We start from the raw sequence: 12,104 nt of genomic DNA on the forward strand, positions 1-12,104 counted from the left end.
GCCGGGCGCGCGCCACCGATGCCGGCGGCGCCTGTTTCGGTTCAGGGGGGATCGTCATGAACACCGTCGACGCCTACGGCGACACCGACCGCACCAGCCGTCTCGCCGACCGCCTGTTCTCGGCCGCGCTCGGCGCGATCGAGCTCTACTCCGTCTATCTGGGCAGCGAGCTCGGCCTGTACCGGGTGCTGCGGGAGCAGGGTCCGCTGACGGCCGCGGAGCTGAGCGAACACGCCGGGATCGCGCCACGGTACGCCGTCGAGTGGCTGGAGCAGCAGGCCGTGGCGGGGTTCCTGGAGACGGACCCGGATCTGCCCGCCGACGAGCGCCGCTACCGGCTGGACCCGGCGCACGCCCGCGTCCTGCTGGAGGCCGAGGACCCCGCGCACCTCGCGCCGTTCGCCCACCTGCTCGCCGGTGTCGGCGGCGTGATCACGGAGGTGGCTCAGGCGTACCGCACAGGCGCGGGTGTCCCCTACGAGTCGTACGGCGCCCCGTTCCGCTACGGGCAGGGCCACATGAACCGGCCGGCCTTCACCCACGAGCTGCCCACCGACTGGCTGGCCGCCATGCCCGACATCGTCGCCCGCCTGCGGGACGCGCCGCACCCGCGCATCGCCGACGCCGGGTGCGGGCAAGGATGGTCGACGATCGCGCTGGCGCGCGCTTTCCCGAACGCGCTGGTGGACGGGGTGGACGCGGACGCCGCGTCCATCGCCGACGCGCGGGTCCACGCCGAGCGCGCCGGCGTGGACGACCACGTGCGGCTGATGCACGGCGACGCCGCCCGGCTGCCGGAGACCGGCCCGTACGACCTGGTCGTCGTCCTGGAGGCGCTGCACGACCTGGCCCGGCCGGTGGAGTTCCTGCGGGCGGCGCGTGAGTCGCTCGCGGCGGGCGGCGCCGTGCTGGTGGTGGACGAGCGGGTGGCCGACGGGTTCACGGCGCCCGGGGACGAGGTGGAGCGGATGATGTACGGCTGGAGCGTCACGCACTGCCTGCCGACCCAGCTCGTCGAGCAGCCGTCGGCGGCCACCGGCACGGTGCTGCGCGCGGACCGGGTCCGCGCGTACGCGGACGAGGCCGGCTTCTCGGCGTGCACGGTGCTGCCGGTGGAGAACGACTTCTTCCGGCTCTACCGGCTCGACGGCTGACCCGCGCCCGCCTCGCCGACGGCCGGGCCGAGGCGCGCCGTCAGCTCCGCCAGGTCGCCGACGAACCAGAGGTGGGTTCCCCGGTTCGACTCGTACACCCATGCTTGCAAGGCGGAGCTCGCGGCGGTGTGGCGGCTGACGTCACCGACGATCGCCAGCCCGATGCGGTAGTTCGTAAACTTCTGCACCATCTCGCCCGCCACGCCGGTACGCAGCCGGAAGAAGTCGTCGTGCAGCCGGTGGGCGGGCACGGCCACCCAGGCGGCTCCCGCCTCCCAGGCGGCGGCGATGAGGTCGAGGGCGTCGCTCGTACTGCGGAGCGGCTCCCCCTCCCCCTCGTAGACGTGGACCGTCTCCATGAAGGCACCTTCCTTCCCTATAAGGACCCTGAAAGGGAAGGATAGGGGAGCATAAGGGAGTAGTCACCTCTGAGGCGCAAGGCCGGCGGTCGCCGTCCACGCCTGGATCAATGAGTGCGGCAAGGAGAGCCCATCGCCAGGCACCTGGGTCGGGGCGGGCCGCCCGTCCGCGACGCGAGCCCGCGGTGGCGGGCCCCGACCGCGGCGGGTATCAGGGCGCGCAAGCGGCCTCGGAGATCGATCCGGCGACGGGGGACCCGCCGGAACGTCAGTCGGCGTACAGGCGTTCCAGCCACGCACCCCACGCCGCCTCGGCGGGGTCGCCGGAGAAGACGTGGTGTGAGGCCATCATGAAACCGGGGAAGCCCTGCAGGAACCGCAGCAGCGCATCGGGCGTGCGGACGCCGACCGTCTGGGCGTTGGCGAAGTAGACGACGCCCTCCACCGGCGGCAACCCGGCCGGGGCGATCTTGACCTGGTCGCCGCGGGCGGGCGGCGACGGCAGGCCCAGCTCGCCGTGCAGCACCTGCCAGGCGCGCGGCCAGTCGCGGACCGGCGGGCCGAACGCGGTGACGGGTGTCGCCGTGCGGCCACGGAAGTGGGTGAGGTACTCGACCAGCGTCGCGAAGAACATGGCCAGCCCGTGGGACATCGCCTCGTACTCCGACTCCCAGTCGTCGCCCGGCAGGAAGCCGCTCGTCACCAGGCGCACCAGCGCGCCGCCCTGGTCGCGGCCCTCGACGAGGAACTCGTAGGCGACGAACCGGCCGCCCTCCCCCACGGCGCTGGTGTGCGCGAGCCGGCCCGGCGGCTCGGCGGCCGTGATGGTGGAGTCGGGCAGGGCTCCGCCGCCGAACGCGGTGCGCACCACGCCGTCGCGGCCGACCTCGGTGCGGCCCATGAACCAGGAGTCGATGCCGGGACCGGTGGCGATGGCCTGCCACACCTCCTCGGGCGTGACGTCGACCAGGGCCTCCTGGGGCAGCTCGAACTCGTGGCCCATCTCAGCCCTCCTCGCCGGGCGACGGCCGGCCGCCCCGCCGGGCGGCAGGGGGCACGGCGGGGTGGACGGCGACGACGAGCCGGTGGTCGCGCCCGCCCGGCGCGCTCTCGTCGTGGTACTTGCTCACCAGCGCGGTCACGCAGGCCGTCAGCTCCTCGGCGAACGCCGACCGGTCGGCCGCCGAGGCGAACCGCACCTGCCCGTCGATCGCGAACGTCGCCAGCCGCTTGTGCTCCCTGACCGCGCCGGTGACCAGCTCGCCGACGTCGCGGACGAGCTGGGCGGCGAGGGCGAGCAGCCAGCCCGCCGACAGCCGGTCGGGCGACCTGGCCGGGTCGGGCTGGACCGCGGCCAGGGCCGTCGGGGAGATCACGAACGAGGAGGCGGTGGCCCGCATGACGCGCTCGGTGACGTTGCCCTTGCGGCGTTCCTCGACGAGCTCGACCAGGCCGTGCTTCTCCAGGGTCCTCAGGTGGTAGTTGACCTTCTGGCGGGCCAGGCCGACCTTGGCGGCCAGCGAGGTGGCCGATCCAGGCTCCACCAGCTCCGCCAGAAGCCTCGACCGCATGGGGTCGAGGGACGCCTCGGCCGCAGCCGGGTCTTCGATCACCGCGACTTCCTGCATGACCGAACGATCGCACCGAAAAAATTATTTGTCAAGACAAAACGAGGTGCGTGATGGCTTCCTGCCAGCCTAAGGTGCGGGCACGTGAAGGACATCGTGAGGGGCACCGTGCAGGACACCGCGAGGGACACCGCCGGCGAGGGCGGCCTCAGGGACGTCGCGCGGCTGCCCAAGGCCCATCTGCACGTCCACCTGGAGAGCACCGTGCGGCCGCGGACCGTGCGCGAGCTGGGCGGGCCGCCCGAGCCCGAGGGACCGTTCCGGAGCTTCCGGGAGTTCGCCGACCATCGGGCGCGGGTGCGCGAACGGCTGGTCGCCGCCGAGCATTTCAGGCGGGTGGCGCTGGAGTTCTGCGAGGACGAGGCCGCCCAGGGCACCCGCTACGCGGAGGTGACGTTCACCGCCGCCTCGCACGGCGAGCGGGTCGGGAAGCTGGAGATGCCGCTGGAGGCGGTGCTGGACGGGCTGGCCGAGGGGTCCGCGAGGTACGGGATCACCTGCCGGGTGCTGCTCGACCACTCAAGGCGGCGGCCCGTCGAGCGGCTCCGGCGAACTCTGGAGCTGGCCCTGCGCTACGACGAGGTGATCGGCCTCGGGCTGGCGGGCGACGAGAGTCACCCGCTGGCGCCGTTCGCGGAGGTGCTGGACGCCGCCGGGGACGCGGGGCTGCGCCTGGTGCACCACGCGGGCGAGACGGCCGGGCCGGCCAGCATCCGCGAGGCCCTCACCGTCGGCCATGCCGAACGGCTCGGTCACGGCATCCGGGTCCTCGACGACGCCGCGCTGGTGGCGCGGGTGCGGGAGCTGCGGATCCCGCTGGAGGTGTGCCCGACGTCCAACGTGCTGCTCGGGCTGGTGCCGTCGCTGCGCGAGCACCCGCTGCCCCGGTTGCGTGCCGCCGGGCTGGTCGTGACGGTCAACACCGACGGGGAGACGGCGCTGGCCGAGGAGTACGCCCGGCTGCGGGAGGTCTTCGGGTACGGCGACGCGGAGCTGGCCAAGCTGGCCCGCGCCTCGATCGAGGCGTCGTTCGCGCCGGACGAGGTGAAGGCGCGGCTGCGGGGTGAGGTGGACGAGTGGCTGGCCACCTGACGGCTGGTCCGGCCTCCTGACGCACCGCCGCCGGGGCATGGGCGGGCGCGGCGGGGGCCTGCGGCCCTGCGGGCTCACCGGGTCGCGGTGGTGGCCTACGGGGACCCCGGGTGGGGATGGCCGGGCGGGGTGCGGGAGCATGGTCGGCGATGTCGGGGGTCGTCGCGGCGTTCGTCGCCTTGGTCTCGGTGGCGGTGCTCGGGTTCGTCGTCGGCCGCGCCGGTGTGCTGCGCGCCCAGGACGAGCTGGTGCTGTCGCGGCTGGCGTTCTTCGTCGCCATGCCCGCGCTGCTGTTCGCGACCGTGTCGGCCGCCGACCTGGGGTCGATCTTCTCTCCGGTCCTGCTGACCGCCCTCGCCGGTGTGGTGGTGACGCAGGCGGTGTTCGTCGCGGTGGCGCGGTTCGCCTGGCGCCGCAGCCGCGGGGAGGTGACGGTCGGGGCGCTCGCCTCCTCGTACGTCAACGCCGGCAACCTGGGCATCCCCGTCGCCGTGTACGTGCTGGGCGACGGGGCCCTCGTCGCGCCGATCCTGCTGACGCAGCTCCTCGTGATCACCCCCGCGGCCTTCCTCGCCCTCGACGGCGGCGGCCGGGGCGCCCGCCGGACCTCCGCGGGCGAGACGCTGCTCCGGCCGCTGCGCAACCCGCTCACGGTCGCCTCGCTGCTCGGCCTGGCCGTCGCCGCGGCCGGGATCGACCTGCCCGCGATGCTGATGCGGCCGGTCGAGCTGGTCGGCGGCGCGGCCGTCCCGCTGGCCCTGCTGGCGTACGGGCTGAGCCTGAGCGGCGCCCGGCCGGCGGCGGAGGGCGGGCACCGCCGGGAGCTGGTGCTGGTCGTGGTGCTGAAGAACCTCGTGCAGCCTGCCGTCGCCTACCTGGTGGGCCGCTACGCCCTCGGGCTCGACGGCACGGACCTGATGGCGGCCACGCTGTTCGGGGCGCTGCCCACGGCGCAGAACATCTACGTCTACGCCGTGCACTACGACACGGCCAGGGCGCTGGCGCGCGGCGCGGTGCTCGTCACGACCGTGCTGTCCATCCCGATCATGACGGCGGTCGCCGCGCTGCTGTGACGTCAGGCGTGGGGGCCGACGGCGACCGGTCCGAGGGTCAGCTCCGGCTTGCCCTCCAGGATCTCGCCGACGCGGGTCACCTGGTCGTCCAGCTCGGCGCGCCGGGCGCGGGTGAGCGGGCGCAGTGTCTCGACCGTGACGTGGATGCGGCGGCCGGAGCGGCGCTGGTGCCAGACGCCGGCCACCCCGCCGTCCACCAGCAGCACCGGGAAGTTGCCCGCCTGGCCGGCGGCCAGTGCCCGCGCGGCCGCCGCGCCGGCATAGAGCAGCTCGCGTGGCCGGCCGGCCACGACGTAGGCGTCGAAGTACGGCAGGAGCCGCACCCCTGCGGGCGCCTGCGCGGGCGCCGCCGTGTCGCCGCGGACGACCCAGGCGGTCCGCCCCTCGAACGAGACCGGCTCCGCGTCGGCGGCCTCGAACAGCCGGGCCGCCCACGCGCGCGGCGCGCCGAGCCACTGGGCGAACTGGTCCGGTGTGGCGGGCCCGTAGCCGGCCAGGTAGTGGCGCAGCAGCTCGACCGCGCCGTCCACGGGCCCGCTGTCCCGCGAGGCGCCCTCGTCCGGGCGCCCGCCCGCGCCAGGGGCCGGGACGGCGGAGGCCGGGGGTGGGCTGGTGTAGGTGACCTTGCGGCCCCGGGGCGGGCCGAAGACGAGCGCGCCATGGTGCGCCGCAGCCGCCATCGCCTGCCGCCAGCGCGGCCACATCGTCTGGAACGCGGGCATCACCAGGTCGCCCGCCCAGGGCCCCGTCGCTCCCACCACCGCGTCGCTCAGCTCGTCGATCGTGAGATCCCGCCCGTCGAGCACCACGCGGATCGCCTCGATCACCTCGACCGTCTGCTCGGGCGTCATCCGGATGCCCTCGGGGAAGCCGTTGTGGGCGAACGGGATCCGGGACAGCGTGTCCACCCACATCGGCAGGTCGCGGGCGGGCAGCAGGTGGACGGTGCCGCGCGGCCCGTACGTCTTGACCAGGCTGCGTTCCTCCCACAGCGCCCGGCGCACGTCCGCCCTGGTCAAGCCGTCGATCCGGAGCGCGATCGACAGTTCGGCGGCCGACATCACCTGGGCGTGGGCCCCGCACATGGCCGCGACGACGTCCGCCTGCGTGCCACCCGTCCGGGGCGCGGCCAGCGCCTGGCGTTCCAGCCTTCTGGCGCTGACCTGCGCCCACGACAACTCGATCACACTGCCTCCTCAGGGGTTCGGGATCACCCTAGGAGGCGATGCGGAAGAGTTCGTTCCGCATTGTGCGGGGAGGTCAGAGGTAGTCGCGCAGGGCCAGGGCCCGGGACGGGTGGCGGAGCTTGGACATGGTCTTGGCCTCGATCTGCCGGATGCGCTCGCGGGTCACGCCGTAGACCTTGCCGATCTCGTCCAGCGTCATCGGCTTGCCGTCCGTGAGCCCGTACCGCATGGAGATCACGCCCGCCTCGCGCTCGGTCAGCTCGCCGAGCAGGGAGCGGAGCTGCTGCTGCAGCAGCGTGAAGGAGACCGCGTCGGCCGGCGAGACCGCCTCGGTGTCCTCGATGAGGTCGCCGAACTCGCTGTCGCCGGTCTCGCCGAGCGGCGTGTGCAGCGAGATGGGCTCGCGCCCGTACGCCTGGACCTCGACGACCCTCTCGACGGGCAGGTCGGTCTCGGTGGCGATCTCCTCGGGTGTGGGCTCGCGGCCCAGGTCGGACTGGAGGCGGCGCTGGGTGCGCGCCACCTTGTTGATCAGCTCGACCATGTGGACCGGGATGCGGATGGTCCGCGCCTGGTCGGCCATGGCCCGGGTGATGGCCTGCTTGATCCACCAGGTGGCGTAGGTGGAGAACTTGAAGCCCAGCCGGTAGTCGAACTTCTCGATCGTGCGGATGAGCCCCAGGTTGCCCTCCTGGATGAGGTCGAGGAAGAGCATGCCCCGGCCGGTGTAGCGCTTGGCGATGGAGACGACGAGCCGCAGGTTGGCCTCCAGCATGCGCTGCTTGGCGCGGGCTCCGTCGTCGACGATCCATGCCAGGTCGGCGCGGAGGTCGGCGGGCAGGTCGGTCTCGGTGTCGAGACGCTCCTGGGCGAACAGGCCGGCCTCGATGCGCTTGGCGAGGTCGATCTCCTGCTCTGCGGACAGCAGCGGCACCCGTCCGATCGCCTTCAGGTAGGTCTTGACCGAGTCGGCGCCCGCCACCGCGGAGTCGGCGGAGTCGTCCAGGTCGAGAACCTCTGCTGCTTGGGACAAGACACTCTCCTCGCTCGGGATCCTGTGGAGCTAAACTTAGGCCCGACACAACTTTAGGTCGGTGCGGCAAGAGAGTCAACCTAAAATGAGGTCGAACCTAAAAACTTGTGGCAGGCTGGTGGCTATGAGCATCGACACCTTGGGTTTGAGAGAACAGAAGAAGCGAGAGACCAGGCAGGCCATCTCTGACCACGCTACCCAACTCTTCCTCCGGCGCGGTTTCGACAGGACCACGATCGCGGACATCGCGGCGGCCGCCCGCGTGGCCAAGATGACCGTGACCAATTACTTCCCCCGGAAGGAGGACCTGGCACTCGACCATCACGAGGAGTTCGCGGCGAGCCTCGCGGCGACCGTGGCCGCGCGGTCCGCCGGCGAGTCGGCGCTGGCGGCGCTGCGACGGGAGTTCATGGACGCCGTACGGCGGCACGATCCGGTCGTGGGGTTCACCGGGCCGGACTTCGCGCGCATGGTGGCAGGCAGCCCGACCCTGGTGACCCGCCTGCGCGACCTGCACGACCAGCGGGAGGACGCCCTGGCCGAGCGCCTGGCCGAGGAGACGGGTGACGAGCTGACCGCCCGGGCGGTGGCGGCGCAACTGGGGGCGGCGCACCGGCTGCTGTTCCGGGAGTTGCAGCGGCGCACGCTGGCCGGCCAGGAAACGGGCGAGATCGCCGCCGCGCTGACCGAGGCGGCGACGCGGGTGTTCGACCTGCTGGAGCCGGCCATCGGCGACTACGCCGTGCGGTGAGCCGGGTCCGGAGGAGCGGCTCGTCAGGCCCGTGGGCCCGGGGCCGGCAGGCAGCGCGTCAGGCGGCGGGCCGGAGGCCGGCCGGGCGCCAGGTGACGCTCCCGCCGGCGGCGCCCGCGAAGGCCAGCAGCCGGGACCCCTCCTCGGCCAGCTCGGCCATGACCGCCTCCGGCAGCGGCCCGAACGGCCGGAGCAGGAGGTCACCGTCCTTGACGTCCCACATGCCCGCGACGACGCCGTCCACCAGGAACGTCGGGTGCACGATGGCGCCGACGCACACCGCCTTGCGCTGCTCGGCGGTCATCATCCGGCTCCGGTCGGCGTAGGCGACCATGAGGTTGTCGAAGTACGGCAGGAAACGCACCGGGGCGGGCGCGTCCTCGGGGGCGGGCGGCGCGTCCGGCAGGTCGTACAGGACCCGCCCGTCCAGATCCGTGTGGCGGCGCAACGGCATGGCCTCGACGACCGGCCGCAGCCGGGTCAGCCCCGACCACGCCTGCACGTCCATCACCGACGCCGGACCGAACGCCGCCAGGTAGCGGGCGACCATCCGCTCGACCCGCGGCGCGGCGTCGAGGGGCCTGCCGAGCCACTCCTCGGCCAGGGTGAACGGCGTCGCGCCGCCCTTGTTCCAGGTGCCGCTGGGCGGCGGGTGCACGACGGCCACGAGGGCCTGCGCCGACCAGGCGAGCGCCATCGGATCGGCCTCGGGCCAGCGGCGGGCGAGCAGGTCGCGCAGCTCGGGGCGGCTCAGCGTGCGCCCGGCCAGGTGCCCGCGAGCGAGCGCGACGAGCTCGTCCAGGTCCACGCCGACCATGACACGGCCCCACGCGGCCTGCCGGGCGCGTGACAGGGGCGCCTGCATGAGGGGGCGCAACCAGGCGTAGTCGTCGGCCAGCGCCAGGTGCTGGGTGCCGCGCAGCAGGGACCCGCGCACGACCCGCCGGTCGTGCAGCAGGGAGGTGAGGTCGTCCTGGGTGAAGGAGGCCAGGCGGGACCACAGCCCGAAGTACGGCGGGTTGACGTCCTGCCCCTGGACGGCGACCAGGTGCTCGATCACCTGGACCGGTGACAGGGAGGAGCGCTCCAGCAGGAGCTGGCGCTGCAGGGTCATGCGGTTGAGTGCGCGGGGGCTCAGCTTCATACCGGCACGCTAGGCGGTAATGCGGAAGAGCTCTTTCCGTGTTATCCGGCGAACGGATTGAGTCCCGCCGGCGATGAGCATGAAGTCACCATGCACTTTCCCGTACAAAAGGTACGCGCCAGCTACCCCGAGCTGGCTGACGGTTACGCCTACCTCGACGGAGCCGCCGGCACGCAGACCCCGCAGCCGGTGATCGACGCCATCGCCGGCGCCTACCGGGCCGGCATCGGCAACGTGGGCGGGGCGTTCCCGGCCAGTCACCGGTCGGAGGCCATCGTGGCCGGCTGCCGGCAGGCCGTCGCCGACCTGGTGGGCGGCCACCCGGACGGCGTGATCCTGGGCCCCAACATGACGACGCTGACCTACCGGCTGGCCGCCGCGCTGGCCAAGGAGTGGGGGCCGGGAGACGAGGTCGTGCTGTCGCGCCTCGACCACGACGCCAACGTGCGGCCGTGGACGCAGACCGGCGCGACCGTGCGCTGGGCCGAGGTCGACCCGGTGACCGGCGAGCTGCCGGTGGAGCAGTACGCCGAACTGGTCGGCGAACGGACGCGGCTGGTGGCGGTGACCGCGGCCAGCAACGTGCTGGGCACCCGCCCGGACGTGGCGGCGATCTGCGCGCTGGCGCACGCGGCCGGGGCGCTGACGTACGTGGACGGCGTCCACGCCACCGCGCACGGGCCGGTGGACATGCGGGCACTGGGCGCCGACTTCTACGCGACCAGCGCCTACAAGTGGTCGGGCCCGCACATCGGCGCCGTGGTGGCCGACCCGGCGTTGCTGGAGCGCGTCGAACCGGACAGGCTCGCCTCCTCCCCCGCCACCGTGCCCGAACGCTTCGAGACCGGCACGGCCGCCTTCGCGGACCTGGCCGGGGTGACGGCCGCCGTGGACCACCTGGCGGGCCTGACGCCCGGCACGGGGACGCGGCGCGAGCGGCTGCTGGCGTCGATGGCGGCGGCGGAGGCGCACGAGCTGGAGCTGTTCGGGGCGCTCGTCGCGGGGCTGGAGGCGATGCCGCACGTCACCCTGTACGGCAAGCCGGCACGGCGGACCGCGACCGCGTACTTCACGCTGGCCGGGCTGACGCCGCGCCAGGTGGCCGAACGGCTGGCCGTCCGCGGCGTGAACGTGTGGAACGGCCACAACTACGCCTGGGAGCTGACCGCCGCGCTGGGGATCCGGGACTCGGGCAGCGCGGTGCGGGCCGGTCTGGTGCACTACAACGACCGCTCGGACGTCGATCGCCTGCTGGACGGGGTAGCCGCCCTCCAGCCCTGACGCGCTTCCGTCCCCTCCTGCGGGCCCGCCGTCCTACGGGCGGAAGGCGTCGGCGTGCTCGCGGGCCCAGGTCGTGAAGTCGCGGGCGGGCCGGCCGGTCAGCCGCTCGACCGTGTCGGTGAGCGGGACGGGCCTGCCCACGTTCGCCTCCCACCAGTCGAGCAGCGCGTCGGCGTACGGGCCGGCGATGTAGTCGGCCATCTCCGCCTTCCACCCCTCCCGGCTGACGTGCTCGATGTCGATCGGGGTGCCCGTCACCCCGGCCAGGATGTCGACCTGCTCGGCGAGGGTGACGGACCGTGGGCCGCTCAGCGTGTGGGCCGTGCCCGACGCCTCGGGGTTCGTCAGCGTGGCGAGCGCCACGGCCGCGACGTCGGCCTCGTGGATGGGGTCGTTGTGCGTGTCCGGGTACGGCAGGCTGACCGGCCGCCCGGCCTTGACGGACCACGACCAGGCCAGGGCGTTGGAGGCGAACGAGCCGGGCCGCAGCAGCGTGGCCCGGACCGGGCCGGCGAGCAGGGCCCGCTCGGCGTCGAGGTGCGACCTGGCCAGCGGGCTGTCGTCGGCGTGGGGGTCGAGGACGGCGGCCGACGACAGCAGCACGACGTGCTCGGCCCCCGCCTCGGCGGCCTCCCGCGCGAAGGCCGCCGCCCCCGCGGGCTCGGCGTAGAGGAAGGCGGCGCTGACGCCCTTGAGCGCGGCGGGGAAGGTCGCCGGGTCGGCCAGGTCGCAGACGACGTCGGCGGCGCCGGGCGTCGAGGAGGCCGTCCGGACCTCCAGGCCGGCCTCGCGCAGCAGGCCGGTGAGGTGCCGGGCGACGCCGCCGCGGGCGCCGGTGACGAGAATGGTCATGGTTGTTCCTTCACAAATATGTGCGTGACGAATATTGTGTGTCACGCACATGATTCGCGGCAGGAGAGGGCATTGTCAAACCGGCGGGAGCTGCTGGAGCGGATCATCGCGGAGAGCCAGCGCAACTACGCGGCCTACGTGCTGTTCAACCAGGCCATGGCCGACCGGCTGGGCCTGCATCCCACCGACCTGCAGTGCGTGGCCCTGCTGGACCTGGAGAGCGGGCCGGTGACCACCGGCCACATCGCCCGGCTCACCGGGCTGACCCCGGGGTCGGCCTCCCGCCTGGTGGACCGGCTGGAGAAGGCGGGGCTGGCCGTGCGGGAGGCCGACCCGGCCGACCGCAGGCGGGCGCTGGTGTCACTGGCGCCCGGCGTGCGGGACCGGATCGGCCGGGCGTGGGACGAGCCCGGCTCGGCGTACGCGGAGGTGCTGGGCGGCTACACCGACGGCGAACTGGAGCTCATCGCCGGGTTCCTGCGCCGCACCACCGAGGTCGGCCTGGCCCAGGCCGAGCGGCTGGCGTCCGCGGACCGGTGACGTGCGTGCC

12 protein-coding genes and 1 pseudogene are annotated in these 12,104 nt (G+C 73.6%); 6 read left to right on the forward strand and 7 right to left on the reverse strand.

Annotated elements, in window-relative coordinates; all coding sequences use genetic code 11:
• Positions 1-56: 56 nt before the first annotated feature.
• Positions 57-1,154 carry a class I SAM-dependent methyltransferase gene (locus FHU36_RS23260; protein ID WP_185086019.1) on the forward strand — a complete coding sequence of 366 codons (1,098 nt, stop codon included), beginning with the start codon at positions 57-59 and terminating at the stop codon, positions 1,152-1,154.
• On the opposite strand, the gene FHU36_RS23265 is transcribed toward FHU36_RS23260, so the two are convergent.
• The 3 genes from FHU36_RS23265 to FHU36_RS23275 all read right to left on the reverse strand — a co-directional run bounded on the left by FHU36_RS23265 (position 1,136) and on the right by FHU36_RS23275 (position 3,141).
• The gene (locus FHU36_RS23265) at positions 1,136-1,513 is read right to left on the reverse strand and encodes a DUF4180 domain-containing protein (RefSeq protein WP_185086020.1); all 378 of its coding nucleotides are present in this window, start codon (positions 1,511-1,513) and stop codon (positions 1,136-1,138) included. The two genes, FHU36_RS23260 and FHU36_RS23265, sit on opposite strands and share 19 nt — an antisense overlap.
• A 268-nt stretch (positions 1,514-1,781) precedes the next feature.
• On the reverse strand, positions 1,782-2,516 hold the full coding sequence (locus FHU36_RS23270; RefSeq protein ID WP_185086021.1) for an SRPBCC family protein: 735 nt from the start codon (positions 2,514-2,516) through the stop codon (positions 1,782-1,784).
• A 1-nt stretch (position 2,517) separates the two neighbouring features.
• Positions 2,518-3,141 (reverse strand): ArsR/SmtB family transcription factor, encoded by a 624-nt coding sequence (locus FHU36_RS23275; RefSeq protein WP_185086022.1) that lies wholly within the window; start codon positions 3,139-3,141, stop codon positions 2,518-2,520.
• Between the two features lie 84 nt (positions 3,142-3,225).
• On the opposite strand from FHU36_RS23275, the gene add reads away from it, so the two are divergent.
• Both add and FHU36_RS23285 read left to right on the forward strand, forming a co-directional pair.
• The gene (add, locus tag FHU36_RS23280; protein ID WP_312891758.1) at positions 3,226-4,233 is read left to right on the forward strand and encodes an adenosine deaminase; all 1,008 of its coding nucleotides are present in this window, start codon (positions 3,226-3,228) and stop codon (positions 4,231-4,233) included.
• A gap of 149 nt (positions 4,234-4,382) precedes the next feature.
• Positions 4,383-5,306 (forward strand): AEC family transporter, encoded by a 924-nt coding sequence (locus tag FHU36_RS23285; protein ID WP_185086023.1) that lies wholly within the window; start codon positions 4,383-4,385, stop codon positions 5,304-5,306.
• A 2-nt stretch (positions 5,307-5,308) separates the two neighbouring features.
• Here FHU36_RS23285 and FHU36_RS23290 read toward each other — a convergent pair whose 3' ends face one another.
• Positions 5,309-6,493 carry a winged helix DNA-binding domain-containing protein gene (locus FHU36_RS23290; protein ID WP_185086024.1) on the reverse strand — a complete coding sequence of 395 codons (1,185 nt, stop codon included), beginning with the start codon at positions 6,491-6,493 and terminating at the stop codon, positions 5,309-5,311.
• 73 nt (positions 6,494-6,566) lie between these two features.
• Positions 6,567-7,502: pseudogene (locus FHU36_RS23295) on the reverse strand (RNA polymerase sigma factor); the annotation flags it as partial.
• Positions 7,503-7,650: 148 nt separating this feature from the next.
• On the opposite strand from FHU36_RS23295, the gene FHU36_RS23300 reads away from it, so the two are divergent.
• Positions 7,651-8,277, forward strand: a complete 627-nt coding sequence (locus FHU36_RS23300) for a TetR/AcrR family transcriptional regulator (protein WP_185086026.1) — start codon at positions 7,651-7,653, stop codon at positions 8,275-8,277.
• A gap of 58 nt (positions 8,278-8,335) precedes the next feature.
• Here FHU36_RS23300 and FHU36_RS23305 read toward each other — a convergent pair whose 3' ends face one another.
• Complete coding sequence (locus FHU36_RS23305) at positions 8,336-9,421, reverse strand: winged helix DNA-binding domain-containing protein (RefSeq protein ID WP_185086027.1); 1,086 nt, start codon at positions 9,419-9,421, stop codon at positions 8,336-8,338.
• A 90-nt stretch (positions 9,422-9,511) separates the two neighbouring features.
• Here FHU36_RS23305 and FHU36_RS23310 point away from each other — a divergent pair, with 90 nt between their 5' ends.
• Entirely contained in the window at positions 9,512-10,702 is a 1,191-nt protein-coding gene (locus tag FHU36_RS23310; RefSeq protein ID WP_185086028.1) for a cysteine desulfurase-like protein, read from the forward strand.
• A 33-nt stretch (positions 10,703-10,735) separates the two neighbouring features.
• Here FHU36_RS23310 and FHU36_RS23315 read toward each other — a convergent pair whose 3' ends face one another.
• Positions 10,736-11,554 carry an SDR family oxidoreductase gene (locus FHU36_RS23315; RefSeq protein WP_185086029.1) on the reverse strand — a complete coding sequence of 273 codons (819 nt, stop codon included), beginning with the start codon at positions 11,552-11,554 and terminating at the stop codon, positions 10,736-10,738.
• A 72-nt stretch (positions 11,555-11,626) separates the two neighbouring features.
• Between FHU36_RS23315 and FHU36_RS23320 the strand changes: the two genes are divergently transcribed.
• Positions 11,627-12,094 carry a MarR family winged helix-turn-helix transcriptional regulator gene (locus FHU36_RS23320; protein WP_246502544.1) on the forward strand — a complete coding sequence of 156 codons (468 nt, stop codon included), beginning with the start codon at positions 11,627-11,629 and terminating at the stop codon, positions 12,092-12,094.
• Positions 12,095-12,104: the final 10 nt, after the last annotated feature.

This window comes from Nonomuraea muscovyensis (assembly GCF_014207745.1).
GTDB lineage: Bacteria > Actinomycetota > Actinomycetes > Streptosporangiales > Streptosporangiaceae > Nonomuraea > Nonomuraea muscovyensis.